This window comes from Celeribacter sp. ULVN23_4 (assembly GCF_054788345.1).
Map to the genome: position 1 here is coordinate 451,293 of NZ_JBTVYO010000001.1, position 18,154 is coordinate 469,446.

Sequence of the window (18,154 nt, forward strand, 5' to 3'; positions counted from 1 at the left end):
GGGAAAAGCCTTTGACACCTCTCTCCCGATATGGCATGGCCCGCAAAATCTCCACAATGGATCAGTGATTAACGAAAGGGATTCATCATGCCCAAAGAGGAATGGGGTATCAAACGCGTTTGCCCCACCACCGGCAAACGGTTCTATGACCTGAACCGCGACCCGATCGTGTCCCCCTACACCGGTGAAATCGTGACGTTCGACGCGAACAACAAATCCCGCGTCGCAATCGCCGAGAAACCGCAGCCGACGAACGAAGACGAAATCGACACCGATGACGATCTGCTGGTCGAAGACGACGCAGATATGGATATCGATGACGATCTGCTCGATGACGACGACGATGACGACAACGTCTCGCTCGACGACATCGCCGATGTCGCGGCTGACGACGACGACAATTAATCGTCGCAAAGACGGCCTGAAAATTTTCTAGCATTTTTTTCAGGCCCGTCATTTTTTCGCTTGCAACCCTGAGCGAGACAAAATAGGAAGCGCGGGCGGACGGGAAACGCCCACCCGCACAGTCGCTGGACCGGCGCAAAACTGGTCAACGGGGCCTTAGCTCAGCTGGGAGAGCGCCTGCATGGCATGCAGGAGGTCAGCGGTTCGATCCCGCTAGGCTCCACCAAATCTTCTCGTGAAAACACAGGTTTGGTTTGCATTTCTCGTAGAAGAAATTGCTCCTGCGGCCCATACTGGCGCTGCCATCTCTTCACAATCACACGCTTCCGTGATCCACGCCCATTTCGCGTTATCGCCCCCCGCCCTCAGCACGCGCACGGCCAGATAACGCTCGAAGGCGCTCCATTCCGCGCGCACAGAACACCAAGACAAAACCCTAAAGCGTTTCGACTTTAACTTGATCTATCACATAAAGTCGAAACGCCCGCTCCGCTTGGACGTTGCACCGCGTTTCTGCTCAAACCCTGATTCAGGTTTAAGTCGAAACGCTTTATCAAAGTGCTTACGGATTTGTGCCGCGAATCCTCCCTCGCCCTTCAAGGGCCTCTCCGGCAGCAAAGACACAAGCAACCGTGCTCCGACCAAGTTCCGAGCGAAACGAATTTCCACAGCAAACGACGTGATAAATGCCTCGCCACAGCAGAAGCTGGCACATCTCAGCGAATGCATCCCGGGAATCGCGGGGAGGTATTTGCCAAACCGTCAAATTGGGTCACAAACCTGACGATCAGGTCGTTTTCCATCTGACATTCAACGAGGAGGATAGTGGCGCGCTGGGGAGGATTCGAACCCCCGACCCCTTGATTCGTAGTCAAGTACTCTATCCAACTGAGCTACCAGCGCGCGGGGTAGGGGCGATTTACAGAGAGTCTTCGAGGGGCGCAAGAGGTCATCGTCATTTTTTTGAAAAACTTTTCTCTCTTACGTCTCGCGAGCAGTTTTCCCCTCATCAGAAGCCATCAAAGAGAAGCCTTTCGGCAAATGGATTTCAAAGGCCGTCCCGGCCTCATCCGTACGCTTCAGCAACAACCGACCGCCATGCCCTCGCACCAGCTCGGCGGAAATCGCCAACCCAAGACCAAAGCCGCCTTTGCGCGTGCCGCCCTGGAAGGGCTGGAACAGGTATTCCCGCGCCTTCGGCGGAAGGCCCGGCCCGGTGTCCGTGACAGAGAGCACCCATTCTTCTTCGTCTTCGCGCGCGGCCACAGAAATCTCGCCACAAGCGCCCGTGGCCATGATCGCCTGACGCGCGTTGCGCACGAGGTTGGACAGCACACGGTACATCTGTTCATGATCGGCACGGACAACCATGGTCGCGGGGATATCTTCGGAGAAGGAGAGGTCGAATTCGCCAATCGCAAGACGCTCGCCCTCAATCACCTCTCCCACCAGCTCCGCCAGACGCACACCGGTCAGGGTCGGCGCGGGCTCTTCGGCTTTCCCGAAGGCCAGAGTGGTTTCACAGAGGTTTACCGCGCGCTGGATCGAGTTCACCAGTTTCGGTGCCGAGCGCGTCACTGAGGGGTCTTGCGACATTTCAAGCCGGTCGGTGAAAAGCTGCGCCGTCGTCAGGATGTTGCGCAGGTCGTGGGACACTTTCGCGACCGCGCCGCCCAACTGCGCAAGACGCTCTTTCTGGCGCAGGGAGGCGGTGAGTTCGGTTTCCATAGCCTTAAGAGCCGCTTCCGCTTCGCGCAGTTCGGCGACTTTCGCATTCGGCTCGATGATCCGACGTGTGTCTTCCGGGGCCTGCGCATAGGAGGTCATCGCATCGACCACGCGTTTGATCGGCCGCACAAGCAAGGCGCGCACCGCGAGAAACAACAGACCCGCGGTCAGGAAAGAGATCACCGCAGAGAGCAACAGAATGCGCAGGCCATAGTCGAGCATCGCCACACGCAAAGGCGCGGTGGGCAAGGTCACCTCGATCAACAGGCCGGCCTGTTTCACCGGATCGCCGATCACGCGAATTACCCGCTCTTCGGGATCGAACAGGGTGACCATCGCATCGCGGATCAGCTCAAGCCCACCCGCATCGCGCAGATCATAGGTGGCGTGGATTTGTTCGGGGATGGGAGAGGACAACACCAATTGCCGGATCTCATTGCGGCGCAACACGACGTTGTAGACCCCGGCATTGGCCAGAAGCTCGTCTTCAAGGTCCATATCGAGACTGTCATTGGCCAAAAGCGCCAAGGAGGCGATCTGCGCCCGCTCCAGACGCGACAAAAGGAAGTCCTCACGGAAACGCGCCACGGAGGGCACGAAGATCATGATTTCTGCGGCCATCACGAAGATGATCGTCAGCATCAAGAAACGCCCTGTCAGCGTGTTGAGGAATCGGGGCAGTCTCATCGCACCTCTGTCTGGCCTATGGCACAAGCTTCTGAATCGCCTTCACGACCCATTTGACCTTTCGATTGTCGAAAAGTCTCGGGGTAAAATAGGCACTTACCGCGCGTTTGTTAAGCTCAGCCAGTGTGGGATATGGCGCAACCATCCCTGCAAGGGCGCTCATCTTAAGGTTTGCGGAGATCGCAAGCGACCAAAAGGCGATCAATTCCCCCGCATCCGGGCCAACAATCGTCGCCCCCACGGGACGGCCCTTGACCACCATCACCTTGATGAAACCATCGCCGGCACGTCCCGTCGCGATGGCCCGATCATTGCCAGCGACTTCGGCGCGGACGACTTCGAGCTTGTCGGCGTAAAGCGCGCGCGCGGCGGCTTCCGTCAGCCCAACCTGGGCCAATTCCGGATCGGTATAGGTCGCGTGTGGGATATGATCCTCGCGCAGCTTCGCTGGCAGACCAAACAGAAGCCCCCGAATGGCAACGCCCGCCTGATAGCCCGCCACATGGGTAAAACGGGGATGATCGGAGAGCACATCGCCCAGCGCATAAATTCGCCGGTTGGAAGTCCGCAGGGTCAGCTCGGTTCGGATACCGTCCTTGCCGCAGCCCACGCCCGCCTGTTCCAGCCCCAAGGCTTCGACATTGGCCCGCCGCCCCGTGGCAACAAGAAGATGCGTGCCATGAAGGGGTTGTCCATCGGACAAGGTTAGCATCAGATCGCCCCCCTGCCCCGACACCTGCGTCACCTTGGTCTCCTCAAGCAAGCGCACACCTTCTTTTTGCAACGCGCGCTTTACTTGCTCCGCCGCCCCGACATCCTCCCGCGCCAAACAGCGCGCCGCTTCGACAACCGTGACATCGGCCCCAAGTCGCCGGAAAGCCTGCGCCATTTCCATCCCGATGGGGCCACCGCCGAGAATCATCAGATGCTCTGGGCATTCCTTTAGCTCCCAAACCGTCTCGTTTGTCAGGAAGGGAACCTCTCCCAGCCCTTCAATTGGCGACACAAAGGGCCGCGAGCCGGTCGCGATCACAAAGCGGCGCGCTGTGATCCGATAGCCCCCGGCTTCGAGCCACTTGGGCGAGATAAAGCGCGCCTCCGCCCGGATCACCATGCAGCCGAGGCGCTCGAAACGCTCCTGACTGTCATGAGGGGCAATGGTTGCGATGGTTTCGCGCACATGGGCCATGGCCTCATCAAAGGACATCCCTCGCGCCGCGCCAGAAAGGAGAGCTTTGGAAGGCACACAGCCCGTATTCAGGCAATCGCCCCCCATTTCCCCCTTCTCGACAAGGACAACTCGCGCGCCCATCTGAACCGCACCAGCAGCCACGGACAATCCGCCGGAGCCCGCTCCGATGACGCAAATGTCGGTTCTGATCTTTTTCATATCGCCTCGTTGCCCGTCTGCTGTCGCCAAGCTTTCCACAGAACCGGCAAGAGTGCGAGCAGACAAAGCCCGAGAAGCGGCAAGAGAATATAGGGTTCGAAAATCACGCCAAGGTCCGGCGCCTCCCCGCGTTCGAACACATCCCCCAGTCCGGCACCGACAGAGGTATAGACCAAAGCACCGGGAATAATGCCCAGCGCGGTGGAGATCACGAACCGATAGAACGGCACGCCGAGCAGCGCGGGAATGAGGTTGCCGACAAAAAACGGCACCACGGGGAGAAACCGGATCAAAAAGAGCATCGACCACTGATTGTCGTCGATGCCTTGTTTGATGCGATGAATTTGTCCATCCGAACCATCGATCTTGGCCGCCAGCCAAGCCCCCAGCCCCCAACGCGCCGCAAGAAACAAAAGAGACGCGCCAAGTACAGCGGCGGTCATATTAAAGAGCACACCGGGGAACAGTCCGAAGAGAAAGCCTCCCGTCAGTGTCGAAATCGTTGCGCCCGGAAGGGAGAGAGAGACAATCGCCGTGTAAATCGTAATAAAGACCAACACGGAGAAGACGGGGTGACGCTCTGTGTAGGCCAGAAGATGCGCGCGATTCTCTGACAGGGCCTCAAAGCTCAGATGATCCCGGAACAGCATGGCCAAACACAGCGCCACGCCCGCAAGCAGACCCAGAGCGAGCACATGCCGCTTACCGCCTTGATCCCGCCGCCGTTCCAATGATCTGCCTTTCCCCGTTGATATGGTTGCAGAAGCATGCGCAATCGCGCATGACAGCACCAGCCCTTTGCCCTGCGCCTCACGCCTCAGTGATGATCTGTCAGAGCTTTCGGGTCATGAGCGGCAATTTGTTACAGAATCCCGCCTCATGAGAATTGACAACAGCCCAAGAGCCTCCTATTGGCAGGGCTTCGAACGATTACTCGCCTTCGAATCCCTTTGCCATGTCGCAAGACGGCTTTGAGATTTGGGCCCCAACGCAACCGATGGAGATGGCGCGATGAAACGCACCTATCAACCGAGCAACCTCGTCCGCAAGCGCCGCCACGGCTTCCGTGCGCGTATGGCCACCAAAGCCGGCCGCAAGGTTCTGAACGCTCGCCGCGCTCGCGGCCGCAAGTCCCTGTCCGCGTAATCCACGCTCAGGGACGGCCTTTTTAGGCAAAGCTGATGACACCGCCGGACGCACCCCAAGCAATGGCCAAGGCCGGAGCCCACGGGTCGCAACCGGCGGTTTTGTCATGCCCGGATGACGCCTCATCCGAAGCGGCCAGCATGGACACTCTGCGCAAGCGCAGTGATTTCCTGAAAGCCGCTCGCGCCCGCCGCCAAGGCACCGGCAGTTTCCTTTTGCAGGGCCGCAAACGCGGCGACGGTGAACCCGCAAGCGGGATTCGCGTCGGCTACACCTGCTCCAAGAAAGTCGGCAATGCCGTCGCCCGCAATCACGCCAAACGGCGCTTGCGCGAAGCCGCGCGTCTTTTGATCCCGGAACTGGGTCAGGATGGCTGGGACTATGTCCTTATCGGTAAGAAAAGCGACACAAGCGCGCGGCCCTTTGATCTCCTGCTGAAAGACCTCAGATATGCTCTGAGGAAAATTCATGGAGACAAATCATGACCCCGCTCGCCTTTGTCATTTCCCTGCCCGTGCGCGCCTATCGCAAGGTGTTTTCACCGATCGTCGGGCACAACTGCCGTTATCAGCCGACTTGCTCGGCCTATGCAATGGAAGCGCTGGAGAAACACGGCGCGTTGAAGGGCACATGGCTGGCGATCCGGCGCATCGGGCGCTGCCACCCGCTTGGCGGCATGGGCTATGATCCCGTGCCCGAGCCTAAATCCAAACATAAACACACCACCGGGGAATCGCCCGATGCTTGACGATCTCGACGACATCCACCCGCTGTTCCACGGCGCGCCCTCCACCACGGAGTTCAAGAAACTGCGCAAGCGGATCATCCGCAATGTGCGCGAGGCGATTGAGCAATACGGCATGGTGGAACGTGGCGCGAAATGGCTTGTCTGCCTGTCGGGCGGCAAGGACAGCTACACCATGCTCGCCGCTCTCTATGAGTTGAAATGGCGCGGCATGTTGCCGGTGGAACTGGTTGCCTGCAATCTCGATCAGGGCCAGCCGGGCTTTCCCGCGACCGTCCTGCCCGAGTTTCTGGAAAAGATGCAGGTGCCGCACCGGATCGAGTATCAGGACACCTATTCCATCGTGATGGACAAGGTTCCCCAAGGCCGTACCTTTTGCGCGCTCTGCTCGCGTCTGCGGCGCGGCAACCTGTACCGGATCGCCCGCGAGGAAGGCTGCTCCGCCGTCGTTCTCGGCCACCACCGCGATGACATTCTCGAAACTTTCTTCATGAACCTCTTCCACGGCGGACGCCTTGCGACCATGCCGCCGAAACTGGTGAATGAAGAAGGCGATTTGTTCCTCTACCGTCCCCTCGCACATGTTGCCGAAGAGGATTGCGAGAAATTCGCCCGCGCGATGAATTATCCGATCATCCCCTGCGATCTTTGCGGCTCGCAAGACGGATTACAGCGCCAGCAGGTCAAACAAATCCTAGACGGTTGGGAAAAGAACAGCCCCGGCCGCCGTCAGGTCATGTTCAAGGCCCTGACCAATATTCGCCCGTCGCATATGATGGACCCGAAACTCTTTGATTTCCTTGGGCTTGCCTTGTCGGAACGCGGCGAGACACCGGAAAACGAAGACAATTCGATGGAAATTCCGAAGCTGCGTTAACGAACCGGCCACTTTCTTGCTCCATCCTCCCGGAAGTCGCGGGCCCAGCGGGCCCATATCGCAACCAGGGGATGCAAAATGCCGAATGCCATCGCAGACAAGCTTCATCGCCTGCGTGATGCCCTGACGGGGCCACAGACACTCGCGTTTATTCCCGCGCTGAGCCTTGGGGCCTATTGGTTCGGAGGCGAAGAATTTCTGATCCTCTGCGCCCTGCTCCTCCCGGCCTTGGCCGCGATTTTGAGCATGGGTTCTGTGAGGCAACGCCACGCCTACCCCGGGCGCGATGGCGTAACAGGCCTGCCGTTGCGCAAAACCTTGATCGAAATGCTGGACAGTTTTCTGAACGAGAGAGAGGCCACCGGACGCACCACGGCCTGTCTCGTGGTGGAAATCGATGACTTCCAGAACCTGAGTAAGACGTTGGGGACCAACGCCAGCGAAGAAATTTTGATCAGCGCCGCACGCAGGGTTCAAAGCGCCCTTCGCGATCTCGATATCGTGGCCCGCCTCAATGGCGCACAATTCGCGATTGCCCTGGCGCCGATCCGAAACGCCGATCTGGAGACCCTCATTCAACTGTCGTCCCGCATTCAGGCAGCGCTGTCGGAACCTTTCTCGATCAACGCCCAGAAACTTTTCACGACGGCTTCCATCGGCTTCTGCCTCCCCTGCCGCGCCCCCGCCGCATCCGGTCAGGCTTTTCTGGACGCCGCTGAAATCGCCGTCGCCAATGCGCGCCATAGCGGGCCGGGGTCGATACGCTGCTATTCATCGACACTCACTCCGCACACCTTGGAACGCGGCGCGATCAATGCCGACGTCGGAGATGCGCTGGAGAACGGGCAAATTCTACCGTGGTTTCAGCCGCAGATTTCGACGGATACCGGCGAAGTCTCTGGCATGGAGGCCCTCTCCCGTTGGGAGCATCCTGAGAAGGGCGCGCTCGCGCCAGATCAGTTCATGTCGGACATCGAGGAGCTTGGCCTGCTTGAACGTCTCAGCGAGGTGATCCTCTATCATGCCTTGATGGCGCTCAAGTCCTGGGATCGCGCTGGATTTCACATTCCCGCCGTCTCGGTCAACTTCTCTCCCACCGATTTGGCGAATCCGAAATTCGTGGAGAGAATCCGCTGGGAGCTCGACCGCTTCGAAGTGCCCGCCTCCCGCCTCACGATCGAAATCCTCGAAAGCGTCATCTCGTCCTCAGACAATGATACGATCATCCGTAACATATCCGCTCTGAGGGAAATGGGCTGCGGGATTGATCTCGATGACTATGGGACAGGCCATGCCTCCATCGCCAACATCCGGCGCTTTGCGGTGAACCGGATCAAGATTGACCGTTCATATGTTTCACGCTGCGATCTGGACCGGGAGCAGCAAAACATGTTGGCCGCAATCCTGACGATGGCGGAGCGACTGGGGCTAAAGACCTTGGCCGAAGGCGTCGAAACGGGCGGGGAACATGCCATGCTCGCCCAACTCGGGTGTACAGATGTTCAGGGCTTCTCGATCTCGCGCCCACTTCCGGTCGAGCAGGCGCTCGAATGGATGGAAAAGCACAAATGCAAACTCGCAGAGACTCCACGGATCGGGCGACACGCCAGTTGATCACTTTCCGGCCTTTTCCAAGAGAAAAAGCCAAAACCGCTTGACCTCGGGCCTTCTGAGAGGTTGAACCTCCCGGGACTGAATTCCAAAATCGGGCGGCCCCATGGACGATCAAAACAAGAACCTGATTCTTGCCATTGTGCTGAGCGGCATTGTGCTGCTTGGCTGGACCATTCTTTTTCCGACACCGGAAACGACGACTGAGCCGACTGCGGCTGTGACCGAAACGACGGCCACGACGCAAGCTGATGCTTCCGGCGTCGCTGTGGCTCCACCCTCAGCAGCGAATACTGCGGCAAGCACCGGCAGCGAGACCATTGAAAAGGTCGAAGACGCGCCGCGCGTGACCATCGAGACCCCCCGCGTCTTGGGCTCGATTTCTTTGGTTGGCGGCCGGATCGATGATCTGTCGCTCAAAGACTACAAAGTCGAAATTGACAGCGACGAAGATGTCACCCTGCTTGAACCTGTTGGCGCAGAGGCCCCCTATTACGCCACCTATGGCTGGGCTCCGGGCGGCTCCCTGACCATCGACGACGTGCCGGGCGCCAACACGCTCTGGACCGTGGAAGATGGCTCTACCCTGACCCCGGAAACCCCGGTCACGCTGTCTTGGGACAATGGCAACGGTCTGATCTTCCATCGTAAAATTGAGATCGACGAGAACTACCTGTTCACCATCACCCAGTCGATTGAAAACACTTCTGACGCCACCGCGCGCCTCTTTGCCTATGGCGTTGTCGCGCGTCACGGCACGCCCGAGGTTTCCAAGTATTTCGTGCTTCACGAAGGACTCGTCCGCCTCTCCGACAAGGAGCTTGATGAAGAGAAATACAAGGACATCGCCGACTTCGATTTCGACGCCCGTGAATCCGGCCAAGCCTCGATCATTCAGGTTCAGGAAAACGGCTGGACTGGTTTCACCGATAAAAACTGGATGACCACGCTGGTGCCTGCACCGGGTCAGAGCTTTACCTCCGTCGCGAAATACGTTGGCAACGCCGACATCTATCAGGTCGAAACCCGCATGCCGACGGTAGATGTGGCCGCCGGTGCGACCTACGCCTCCACCTCCTACCTTTTCGCCGGTGCGAAAGAATGGGAGACGATCAAACACTATCAAGACGACATGGGCTTTTACCACTTCGTCGATTCGATTGACTGGGGCTGGTTCTGGTTCTTCACCAAGCCGATCTTCCGCATCCTGCACGCTCTGCACGGCCTGATTGGCAACATGGGTTGGTCGATCATCGTTCTGACGCTGATCATCAAGGGCATCATGTTCCCGCTGGCGTACAAATCCTACGTCTCCATGGCCCGGATGAAAGAGCTTCAGCCGGAAATGGAAAAACTCAAAGCTGCTGCTGGCGATGACCGTGAAAAGCTTCAGCGCGGCATGATGGAGCTCTACAAGACGAACAAGGTGAACCCGGCCTCCGGCTGTCTGCCGATCCTGCTGCAGATTCCCGTGTTCTTCTCGCTCTACAAGGTGATTTTCGTCACCATCGAACTGCGCCACGCGCCGTGGGTCGGTTGGATCCGCGACCTCTCCGCGCCGGACCCCAGCTCGATCCTGAACCTCTTCGGCCTTCTGCCCTATGCAGCTCCGGACCACACCTCGATGCTCGGCTTCCTCTCGCTCGGCATCCTGCCGATCCTGCTCGGGATTTCCATGTGGCTGCAACAGAAACTGAACCCGGCCCCGACCGACGCGTCCCAAGCCATGATCATGGCGTGGATGCCCTGGGTCTTCATGTTCATGCTCGGCAACTTCGCCTCGGGTCTGGTGCTTTACTGGATCGCGAACAACACGATCACTTTCACTCAGCAATACCTGATCATGTGGAGCCACGGTCACCGTCCCGATGTGTTCGGCAATGTCCTGCGCTCGCTGAGGATCAAGAAAAAGGACGCCTGATTAGGCGATAATCTCCGATGGATTTACACTTTCCCATCGCTGAACCAGATGCGGCGGCCCTCGAAAAGGGCCGCTTGCTGTTTGCGGGCGAGACAGAATTTCTCAAAGGCGTCGTCGCCATGGATGGCATGCCGCCCGATGACCGGCTTGAGGTCTGCTTTGCAGGCCGTTCCAACGTCGGCAAATCGAGCCTGATCAACGCCCTGACCGGACGCAAGGCACTGGCACGGGCCTCGAACACGCCGGGCCGGACGCAGGAGATCAACTTCTTCACCTGCGCGGACAGCCACTACCTCGTCGACCTTCCAGGCTACGGCTTCGCCAAAGCCCCGGTGAAAACCGTCGAGAAATGGCAACGCCTGCTCAAAGCCTACCTCTCTGGCCGCGCCACGTTGCGCCGGGCCTTCGTCCTGATCGACAGCCGCCACGGCGTCAAAGAGGTCGATGAGGAGATCATGACCCTCCTGGACAGATCCGCCGTCCCCTTTCAAGCTGTCCTGACCAAAGCCGACAAGGTGAAGGAAAAGGAACGGGAGAAAGTGATCGCGCAGGTCCGTGAGAAAGTTTCCAAACACCCCGCCGCCTACCCGGAGATGATCGTCACCTCCTCGGAAAAGGGTTGGGGCGTTGACGTCTTGCGCGCGGTGATCGCGACGCTCGTCTGAGCCCGCTTGGCCTGCACGCTGGAACCTTGTATTGAGGGACAAACCTCATCTGGAAATCCAAACATGAAGAAGCAAGACATGAACAGAGACTGGATCGCCACCGCCCGCACTCTTTCCGAAGCGCTGCCCTATTTGCAGCGATACGAGGGTGCCACCGTGGTGATCAAGCTCGGCGGTCACGCGATGGGTTCGGACGAAGCCATGGAAAGCTTTGCCCGTGACGTGGTGCTGATGCAGCAGGTCGGCGTGAAGCCCGTCATCGTTCATGGCGGCGGCCCGATGATCAACAAGCTGCTCGACCAGCTTGGGATTGAAAGCACTTTCGTGAACGGCAAGCGCGTGACCGACAAGGCAACGGTCGAGGTCGTCGAAATGGTGCTGTCGGGACTTGTGAACAAGCGCATCGTGCAAGCGATCAACGGCCAAGGCGGCCGCGCGGTCGGCATTTCTGGCAAGGACGCCAATCTCATGGTCTGCGAGCAGACCGATCCGGCCCTCGGCTTTGTCGGCACTCCGGTGTCGATGAACCCGGCGATTATTCAAGAACTCGGTGATGAAAACCTGATCCCGGTGATCGCCCCCGTCGGCGCGGGGCAGAATGGCGAGACGTTCAACGTCAATGGCGACACCGCCGCGGGTGCCATCGCCGGTGCGCTGCATGCCGACCGGCTTTTGCTTTTGACCGATGTGTCCGGTGTGAAGGATGAGACCGGTGCGGTTCTGACGTCCCTGAACTCCAAACAAATCAAAGACCTGACCAAATCCGGCGTGATCGCGGGGGGCATGATCCCGAAAACCCAGACCGCGCTCGATGCGCTCAAGGACGGGGTGCGGGCTGTGGTCATTCTGGATGGCCGCGCACCGAATGCTTGCCTGTTGGAGCTTTACACCGAACACGGCGCTGGCTCGCTGATCCGCGACACGCAACCGCGCATTAATCCGACCAAGAAAAAGGCCTGATGCCCCGTCGCCTCATCCTCATACGTCACGCGAAATCGAGCTGGGGCGATCCGCTCCAAGAGGATATCGACCGCCCTTTGAACGAACGCGGTCAGCGCAACGCGATGAGTATGGGGCATTGGCTGAAAGAGCACGGATATTTTCCTGATCAGGCCTTGGTCTCCGTCGCGGCGCGGACGCAGCAGACCTATGAGCGTGTCTGCCATGGTCTCGGCATGACGCCGGAAACACAGGTGCATGACGCACTTTATCTTGCATCAGATAGCTGCCTGCTGCGCGCATTGCATCGGGCAACGGGACAGACCGTGCTCCTGATCGCGCATAATCCGGGGATTGGAGAGTTCGCACATCGTTTTGCAAAAGTGGCGCCGGATCATCCGCAGTTCCTGCAATATCCGACCTGCGCCACGACCGTGTTTGAGCTTGGCTGCGCGGATTGGAAAGATGCCCGTTATGGCGACAACACGGTGCTCAATTTCGCTGTGCCGAGAGAGATCGAGGCGGGGCAACACTAAGCCCGCCGAGCTTCCAGATATGCAAAAGGGCGCCCGTGAAGGCGCCCTTTGTCGTCTTATAGAAACCGATCAGTGACCAAGAATCTGGCTCAGGAAGAGCTTCGTCCGTTCCGATTTCGGATTGTTGAAGAACTCTTCCGGTTCGTTCTGTTCCACGATCTGGCCCTGATCCATGAAGATCACGCGGTTCGCCACTTCGCGGGCAAAGCCCATCTCGTGGGTCACGCAGAGCATGGTCATGCCCTCTTCAGCCAGTTCGATCATGGTGTCGAGTACCTCTTTGATCATCTCCGGATCGAGCGCCGAGGTCGGTTCATCGAACAGCATGATGCGCGGCTTCATGCAGAGCGAGCGGGCGATGGCCACACGCTGTTGCTGGCCGCCCGAAAGCATACCGGGGTATTTGTGAGCCTGATCCGGGATTTTCACCTTTTCGAGGAAATGCATCGCCGTTTCTTCGGCTTCGCGTTTGGGGATCTTGCGGACCCACATCGGCGCGAGGGTACAGTTCTCAAGGATCGTGAGATGCGGGAAGAGGTTGAAGTGCTGGAAGCACATGCCCACTTCCGAGCGGATCTTGTCGATGTTCTTGAGATCAGAGGTCAGCTCGGTCCCATCGACTATGATCTTGCCCTGCTGGTGCTCTTCGAGACGGTTGATGCACCGGATCATGGTGGATTTCCCGGAGCCAGACGGCCCCGCGATGACGATCCGCTCGCCACGGTTCACGGTCAGGTTGATGTCACGGAGAACGTGAAATTCTCCGTACCATTTGTTCATATTCGTGATCTGAATGGCCACCTCGTCGGAGACGGTCATGTTGGAACGATCAATCGCACGTTCTACAGCTTGAGACATGAGTGGTCTCCTTTCTTAACGATGGTCGGTGCGGAGCTTACGCTCCAGCCACTGAGAGTAGCGGGACATGGCGAAACAGCAGATCCAGAAGACGCCGCCGATGAAGATGAACAACTCCCAATAGATGCCGTTCCATGCCGCGTTGGCGCGAATGGCGTTGGAGAGGCCCAGCATGTCATAGATGCCGATGAACATCACAAGGGTGGTGTCTTTGAACAGACCGATGAAGGTGTTGACGATGCCCGGAATAGAGATTTTCAGAGCCTGCGGCATGATGATCAGGCGCTGCGCCTTCCAGTAATCGAGACCGAGCGCGTCGGCTGCTTCATACTGGCCTTTCGGCAGAGCGGCGAGACCGCCACGGATCACCTCGGCCATGTAAGCCGACGAGAACAGCGTCACCATGATGATCACACGCAGCGTCAAATCGAACGTCGTGCCCGGGGGCAGGAAGTAGTTCAACAGAAGCGAAGCAGTGAACAGCAGGGTGATCAACGGCACGCCGCGGATGAACTCGATGAACCCCACACAGATGGTTTTCACGATAAACAGGTCCGACTGACGGCCAAGCGCGAGAACGATACCGATGGGCAGCGACAGAGCAATGCCGGAGATACCGATGATCACACAGATCATGAAGCCCCCGAGGTCACGGCTTTGTACCTCTTCGAGATGCCCAATCGGCATGACGGAGTTGAGGCCATCGACCACGGACGGGCCGATGAAGAGCCACCAGACAATCGCCACAACGACGGCCGCGATTGCGGACAGCGCCATGGAACCGAAACGGTCCACAAGTTTGAACGCCACGCCGCCAAGCACAAAGCCCAGAGCAACGGAGACAACGCCCCAGATCGTACCGCCCCAGACCAGCCAGACGAGCAGGAAGGGGAAGGCCATCGTGAGGTACAGCATCTTGCGCGGAACCTTGTCGAACAGCACCGGCGCCAGAGAGGCCAGCATCAGGACGAAAGCAAGATTGGCGCGCCAGTATTCCGTCTCCGGGTAGAACCCGTAGAGCAGTTGGTTCCAGCGCTCATGGATCACCGCCCAACAGGCGTGATGGGTGTTCCCATATGTCTCGTTCAGAATCGTCCGACACTGATCGAGCGAGTCTGCGTTCCAGACACCGCCGAACACCCATGGAAGGGTCGCGGCGAGCACTTTGTAGATCACGAAGATCGAAATCAGTGTCAGGATCGTGTTGAACCAGCCGGAAAACAGATTCTCGCGGAGCCAACGGGTGAAACCCACTTGAGAACGCGGGGCCGGTTGCTGGTCCAGCATTTTCTTGCGGACGTAAGCGAGGGATTTGGTCGTGCTCATCTCAACGCTCCTTCAGCTTCACGGATTTGTTGTAGAAATTCATGCCCGAAGAGATGAACAAGCTGACGATCAGATAGATCAGCATCATCAAGAGCATGCATTCCAACTCGCGCCCGGTGGTGTTGAGCGTGGTGCCGCCCAGCGTCGAGCGAAGGTCCATATAGCCCACGGCGAGCGCGAGCGAGGAGTTCTTCGTGAGGTTCAGGTATTGCGAGATCAGCGGCGGAATGATGACACGCAGCGCCTGCGGCAGGATCACGAGATTCATCGTCCAGGACGGGCGCAGACCCAGCGCAAACGCGGCCTCGGATTGGCCTTTGGAAATCGCGAGGATACCCGAACGGACGATCTCGGCGATGAAGGAACCCGTGTAGAAACTCAGCGCCAACCAAAGCGCAAGCATCGAGTTGCGCATGTGTAGACCGCCGGAGAAGTTGAAGCCTTTGAGTTCCGGGTAGGACAGGCTGATCGGACGCCCCATGATGAAATAGATCAGAACGGTCGGCACGATCAGAATGCCGAGCTTGATCCAGAAATTCGGAAGGTGCTGACCGGTTTCTTCAAAGTGACGGTTCGACCATTTGCCGAAAGCCCAGATGCCGAGAAGCGACAGCAGGAAGGCGATAATGACGACGCCGGAGCCATTGCCCCAGACCGGGCTCGGGATATAGGTGCCGCGGTTCGTGACGGCGACACTGTCCCAGAGCCACATCGACGCGTCCGGGGTTTCACCGCGGAACGCTTTCGGAGCCGGCAAAGCCTCGGACAGAACCGCCATGAAGGCGAGAATCCAGAGCAGGACCGGGATGTTGCGGAAGCTCTCGACATAAACCGTCATGATCTTGGCCGTCAGCCAGTTTTTGGAGAGGCGCAAAACCCCCGCGATGACGCCAATGATGGTCGCGAGGATACAGCCCAGAAAGGCAATCAAAAGCGTGTTGAGCAGCCCCACCAGCGTGGCCCGCCAGTGCGGGTCGTCTGAAGTGTAGGGAATGATTTGTTGATTGATGTCATAGGCCGCACGATTGAACAGGAACCCGAAGTCGATGTCCTTGCCCAGGGCCGAAAGGTTGATGATCGTGTTGCGAATGAGAAAGGCCGCGATCAACATGAACGCCAGCATCGCGATGACCTGAATGGTGATCGAACGATAGCGCGTGTCATAGATCAGCTGGCTGAGCCGAAAACCTTGGTCTTGCGGCGGATCTGATAGTGTCGTCATGAGAGACGGTCCCCTGTTTCGATATAGCCCTACCCTCGCCCGGGCGTTCCCCGTTCGTGGAAATGGTCTTCTTGAAATGAGCAGAGCTGAAAAGGCAAAGGGCGCGGATTAGACCGCGCCCTTCCCTTTAGATGGTCTTAGCGGAACGGCGGCGAGTAGATCAGGCCGCCTTCAGTCCACTGAGCGTTCAGGCCACGAGCCAGACCCACCGGAGTGTTCTCACCGATGTTTTTCTCGAAGCTTTCGCCATAGTTGCCAACTTGGGTCAGGATATTCAGAGCCCAGTCGTTTTCGAGGCCGAGCATCGCGCCCAGTTCGCCTTCAACACCCAGAAGACGGTTGATTTCCGGGTTGTCCGTGCCTTTCGCCAGTTCAGCGGCGTTGGCGGAGGTCACGCCGTATTCTTCGGCAGCGATCATCGCATTGAGCGACCAGCGCACAACGTCGCCCCAGTTATCATCGCCATGACGCACGAGCGGGCCGAGCGGCTCTTTGGAGATGATTTCCGGCAGGACCACGTAGCCTTCCGGGTTCTCGAAGGACGCGCGGGATGCGGCCAGAGCGGAGGCATCGGTGGTGTACACGTCACAGGCACCGGCAAGGAACTGCGTCTGAGCTTCGGTGAAGCTTTCAACCGGAACCGGTTCGTATTCCATGTTGTTCACACGGAAGTAGTCGGCAAGGTTGAGCTCGGTGGTGGTCCCGGTTTCGATACAGACGGTTGCGCCGCCCAGCTCTTTCGCGGAGGACACGCCGAGATCTTTCGGCACCATGAAGCCCTGACCGTCGTAGTAGTTCACGCCGACGAAGGTGTTTTTCAGGTCAACGTCACGGGAGAACGTCCAGGTGGTGTTGCGGGCCAGCATGTCGACTTCGCCAGAAGCGAGCGCGGTGAAGCGCACAGCCGACGTCAGCGGGGTGTATTCAACAGCTTCGGAGTCGCCGAAGACGGCGGCAGCGACAGCGCGGCACACGTCAACGTCGAAACCGACGAACTTGCCGCTGGCGTCCGGAGCAGCAAATCCCGGAGTGCCCGGGTTCACACCACATTTCAGCACACCGCGCTCTTTCACGGCGGCGAGCGTGGAGGAATCCTGAGCCATCGCAGTACCGGCAGCCAGACCTGCCAGCGTCAGCGCGCCAAGAAATACGGATTTTTTCATTTTTACCTCTTCCTGATATTGCGCCTTTGGCAGGCGCTTGTACCGGCCCTCCCTGTGGACCGGGGGCGATATCGAAATGAGCAAATGCCCTTTCAATGAGCTTAGTTTGGAAGGATTCATTCAAAAACGTCAAGACCGGGATCACAAATATGCATAACCCTTGCATATTTGATCAAATCAAGAGCAAGTTTGCGTGACGATTGTGCTTTGAGGCTTGCAAGCGCCGCTTAATTGACCACGCGGTAAAACAGCGCTGCCTGAAGGAAACTCTGACGTTTCACCTCATTGGCCTCCGCAGCCTCTTCATCCGCGCCCCATTGCTCAATTTGAAACACTTCATCGACGCGAGACAGCGCCCAAGCCTCGTCTGCCGTCAGGCGCCCTTCGATGACCGCAAAGCCAAGGATCAGCGACCCGGAAAGCGCTACGAGATCGTGGAACGCGGCCAATTCGAACGGCGTCAGCTCATGCGTTCTGCGACGCAATGCTTCAAGCGCTTCGGGCGTTTGTGGCGCGTGCATCACCCCTGCGCGCGGCTCAAGGCGCGCTGCGAGAGCAGTTTCGGCCCACTCAAGCAGAGGATCCCAGCCTTCTTCCTGACGTGTCACCAATTCGCGCGGATGCTCGGCACGGTAGCACAACAGATCGCTGTCGCCGTAATCGGCCAGCATGTCGGCCACTTCCGCCTTCTGAACGGCCACCTTGTCGAGCGCCGCATTGGCTCCGCGCGTGGCGGGCATGGTGTTCGGGTCGATCGCGCCCTCTTGCGCGTCCCATTCGGCGGCGATCAGCTCGGCGAGCGCACGGGTCGGCACGATCAGAGGCGCTTTCGCAGGCGTGCGCACGGGGCGTCCATCGAGATGAACCGTGAAGCCGCCCTCGGCCTCCGCCACGCTGGTGTCTTTCCAAAAGCGTTTTGCCGCCCATTCCGCCAT

At 58.6% G+C, this 18,154-nt stretch carries 18 protein-coding genes and 2 tRNA genes; 11 read left to right on the plus strand and 9 right to left on the minus strand.

Features of this window, described 5'->3' with window-relative positions; all coding sequences use genetic code 11:
* Positions 1–87: 87 nt before the first annotated feature.
* Both ACYBHZ_RS02170 and ACYBHZ_RS02175 read left to right on the plus strand, forming a co-directional pair.
* Positions 88–405, plus strand: coding sequence for a TIGR02300 family protein (locus ACYBHZ_RS02170; RefSeq protein ID WP_460272540.1), 318 nt, complete (start codon positions 88–90; stop codon positions 403–405).
* 150 nt (positions 406–555) lie between these two features.
* Positions 556–631 (plus strand) — tRNA-Ala (locus ACYBHZ_RS02175).
* A gap of 600 nt (positions 632–1,231) precedes the next feature.
* Here ACYBHZ_RS02175 and ACYBHZ_RS02180 read toward each other — a convergent pair.
* The 4 genes from ACYBHZ_RS02180 to ACYBHZ_RS02195 all read right to left on the minus strand — a co-directional run bounded on the left by ACYBHZ_RS02180 (position 1,232) and on the right by ACYBHZ_RS02195 (position 4,941).
* Positions 1,232–1,308 (minus strand) — tRNA-Arg (locus ACYBHZ_RS02180).
* 78 nt (positions 1,309–1,386) lie between these two features.
* On the minus strand, positions 1,387–2,820 hold the full coding sequence (locus tag ACYBHZ_RS02185) for a sensor histidine kinase (RefSeq protein ID WP_460272541.1): 1,434 nt from the start codon (positions 2,818–2,820) through the stop codon (positions 1,387–1,389).
* Positions 2,821–2,836: 16 nt separating this feature from the next.
* Complete coding sequence (locus ACYBHZ_RS02190) at positions 2,837–4,210, minus strand: dihydrolipoyl dehydrogenase family protein (RefSeq protein WP_460272542.1); 1,374 nt, start codon at positions 4,208–4,210, stop codon at positions 2,837–2,839.
* The gene (locus tag ACYBHZ_RS02195) at positions 4,207–4,941 is read right to left on the minus strand and encodes a TVP38/TMEM64 family protein (protein WP_460272543.1); all 735 of its coding nucleotides are present in this window, start codon (positions 4,939–4,941) and stop codon (positions 4,207–4,209) included. The genes ACYBHZ_RS02190 and ACYBHZ_RS02195 overlap by 4 nt, the downstream gene beginning before the upstream one ends.
* A gap of 280 nt (positions 4,942–5,221) precedes the next feature.
* Between ACYBHZ_RS02195 and rpmH the strand changes: the two genes are divergently transcribed.
* The 9 genes from rpmH (at position 5,222) to ACYBHZ_RS02240 (ending at position 12,650) form a co-directional block, all read left to right on the plus strand.
* Positions 5,222–5,356: a 50S ribosomal protein L34 gene (gene rpmH, locus ACYBHZ_RS02200; protein WP_043868490.1), complete on the plus strand. Its 135-nt coding sequence runs from the start codon at positions 5,222–5,224 to the stop codon at positions 5,354–5,356.
* Between the two features lie 35 nt (positions 5,357–5,391).
* On the plus strand, positions 5,392–5,841 hold the full coding sequence (rnpA, locus tag ACYBHZ_RS02205) for a ribonuclease P protein component (RefSeq protein ID WP_460272544.1): 450 nt from the start codon (positions 5,392–5,394) through the stop codon (positions 5,839–5,841).
* Positions 5,838–6,104, plus strand: a complete 267-nt coding sequence (gene yidD, locus ACYBHZ_RS02210) for a membrane protein insertion efficiency factor YidD (protein WP_460272545.1) — start codon at positions 5,838–5,840, stop codon at positions 6,102–6,104. The genes rnpA and yidD overlap by 4 nt, the downstream gene beginning before the upstream one ends.
* Positions 6,097–6,978, plus strand: a complete 882-nt coding sequence (gene ttcA, locus ACYBHZ_RS02215; protein ID WP_460272546.1) for a tRNA 2-thiocytidine(32) synthetase TtcA — start codon at positions 6,097–6,099, stop codon at positions 6,976–6,978. Before yidD ends, ttcA begins: the two co-directional genes overlap by 8 nt.
* Positions 6,979–7,056: 78 nt before the next feature.
* Positions 7,057–8,592 (plus strand): putative bifunctional diguanylate cyclase/phosphodiesterase, encoded by a 1,536-nt coding sequence (locus tag ACYBHZ_RS02220; RefSeq protein ID WP_460272547.1) that lies wholly within the window; start codon positions 7,057–7,059, stop codon positions 8,590–8,592.
* A gap of 103 nt (positions 8,593–8,695) precedes the next feature.
* Positions 8,696–10,510 (plus strand): membrane protein insertase YidC, encoded by a 1,815-nt coding sequence (gene yidC, locus ACYBHZ_RS02225; protein ID WP_460272548.1) that lies wholly within the window; start codon positions 8,696–8,698, stop codon positions 10,508–10,510.
* Between the two features lie 17 nt (positions 10,511–10,527).
* On the plus strand, positions 10,528–11,175 hold the full coding sequence (gene yihA, locus ACYBHZ_RS02230; protein ID WP_460272549.1) for a ribosome biogenesis GTP-binding protein YihA/YsxC: 648 nt from the start codon (positions 10,528–10,530) through the stop codon (positions 11,173–11,175).
* 63 nt (positions 11,176–11,238) lie between these two features.
* Positions 11,239–12,135: an acetylglutamate kinase gene (gene argB / locus ACYBHZ_RS02235; RefSeq protein WP_460272550.1), complete on the plus strand. Its 897-nt coding sequence runs from the start codon at positions 11,239–11,241 to the stop codon at positions 12,133–12,135.
* Complete coding sequence (locus ACYBHZ_RS02240) at positions 12,135–12,650, plus strand: SixA phosphatase family protein (protein ID WP_460272551.1); 516 nt, start codon at positions 12,135–12,137, stop codon at positions 12,648–12,650. Before argB ends, ACYBHZ_RS02240 begins: the two co-directional genes overlap by 1 nt.
* A 69-nt stretch (positions 12,651–12,719) precedes the next feature.
* Here ACYBHZ_RS02240 and ACYBHZ_RS02245 read toward each other — a convergent pair whose 3' ends face one another.
* The 5 genes from ACYBHZ_RS02245 to ACYBHZ_RS02265 form a co-directional block, all read right to left on the minus strand.
* Positions 12,720–13,508: an amino acid ABC transporter ATP-binding protein gene (locus tag ACYBHZ_RS02245; RefSeq protein ID WP_460272552.1), complete on the minus strand. Its 789-nt coding sequence runs from the start codon at positions 13,506–13,508 to the stop codon at positions 12,720–12,722.
* Positions 13,509–13,523: 15 nt separating this feature from the next.
* The gene (locus ACYBHZ_RS02250) at positions 13,524–14,834 is read right to left on the minus strand and encodes an amino acid ABC transporter permease (protein WP_460272553.1); all 1,311 of its coding nucleotides are present in this window, start codon (positions 14,832–14,834) and stop codon (positions 13,524–13,526) included.
* A 1-nt stretch (position 14,835) separates the two neighbouring features.
* Positions 14,836–16,056: an amino acid ABC transporter permease gene (locus tag ACYBHZ_RS02255; RefSeq protein WP_460272554.1), complete on the minus strand. Its 1,221-nt coding sequence runs from the start codon at positions 16,054–16,056 to the stop codon at positions 14,836–14,838.
* 137 nt (positions 16,057–16,193) lie between these two features.
* Positions 16,194–17,219 carry an amino acid ABC transporter substrate-binding protein gene (locus ACYBHZ_RS02260; protein ID WP_460272555.1) on the minus strand — a complete coding sequence of 342 codons (1,026 nt, stop codon included), beginning with the start codon at positions 17,217–17,219 and terminating at the stop codon, positions 16,194–16,196.
* A gap of 227 nt (positions 17,220–17,446) precedes the next feature.
* Positions 17,447–18,154 carry an ATP12 family chaperone protein gene (locus ACYBHZ_RS02265; protein ID WP_460272556.1) on the minus strand — a complete coding sequence of 236 codons (708 nt, stop codon included), beginning with the start codon at positions 18,152–18,154 and terminating at the stop codon, positions 17,447–17,449.

Excerpts from the sequence above, each read along its gene's own strand:
- ACYBHZ_RS02170 (WP_460272540.1), top strand. The coding sequence starts at position 88 with ATGCCCAAAGAGGAATGGGGTATCAAACGCGTTTGCCCCACCACCGGC.
- ACYBHZ_RS02185 (WP_460272541.1), bottom strand. The coding sequence starts at position 2,820 with ATGAGACTGCCCCGATTCCTCAACACGCTGACAGGGCGTTTCTTGATG.
- ACYBHZ_RS02190 (WP_460272542.1), bottom strand. The coding sequence starts at position 4,210 with ATGAAAAAGATCAGAACCGACATTTGCGTCATCGGAGCGGGCTCCGGC.
- rpmH (WP_043868490.1), top strand. The coding sequence starts at position 5,222 with ATGAAACGCACCTATCAACCGAGCAACCTCGTCCGCAAGCGCCGCCAC.
- rnpA (WP_460272544.1), top strand. The coding sequence starts at position 5,392 with ATGACACCGCCGGACGCACCCCAAGCAATGGCCAAGGCCGGAGCCCAC.
- yidD (WP_460272545.1), top strand. The coding sequence starts at position 5,838 with ATGACCCCGCTCGCCTTTGTCATTTCCCTGCCCGTGCGCGCCTATCGC.
- ttcA (WP_460272546.1), top strand. The coding sequence starts at position 6,097 with ATGCTTGACGATCTCGACGACATCCACCCGCTGTTCCACGGCGCGCCC.
- ACYBHZ_RS02220 (WP_460272547.1), top strand. The coding sequence starts at position 7,057 with ATGCCGAATGCCATCGCAGACAAGCTTCATCGCCTGCGTGATGCCCTG.
- yidC (WP_460272548.1), top strand. The coding sequence starts at position 8,696 with ATGGACGATCAAAACAAGAACCTGATTCTTGCCATTGTGCTGAGCGGC.
- yihA (WP_460272549.1), top strand. The coding sequence starts at position 10,528 with ATGGATTTACACTTTCCCATCGCTGAACCAGATGCGGCGGCCCTCGAA.
- argB (WP_460272550.1), top strand. The coding sequence starts at position 11,239 with ATGAAGAAGCAAGACATGAACAGAGACTGGATCGCCACCGCCCGCACT.
- ACYBHZ_RS02240 (WP_460272551.1), top strand. The coding sequence starts at position 12,135 with ATGCCCCGTCGCCTCATCCTCATACGTCACGCGAAATCGAGCTGGGGC.
- ACYBHZ_RS02245 (WP_460272552.1), bottom strand. The coding sequence starts at position 13,508 with ATGTCTCAAGCTGTAGAACGTGCGATTGATCGTTCCAACATGACCGTC.
- ACYBHZ_RS02250 (WP_460272553.1), bottom strand. The coding sequence starts at position 14,834 with ATGAGCACGACCAAATCCCTCGCTTACGTCCGCAAGAAAATGCTGGAC.
- ACYBHZ_RS02255 (WP_460272554.1), bottom strand. The coding sequence starts at position 16,056 with ATGACGACACTATCAGATCCGCCGCAAGACCAAGGTTTTCGGCTCAGC.
- ACYBHZ_RS02260 (WP_460272555.1), bottom strand. The coding sequence starts at position 17,219 with ATGAAAAAATCCGTATTTCTTGGCGCGCTGACGCTGGCAGGTCTGGCT.
- ACYBHZ_RS02265 (WP_460272556.1), bottom strand. The coding sequence starts at position 18,154 with ATGGCGGAATGGGCGGCAAAACGCTTTTGGAAAGACACCAGCGTGGCG.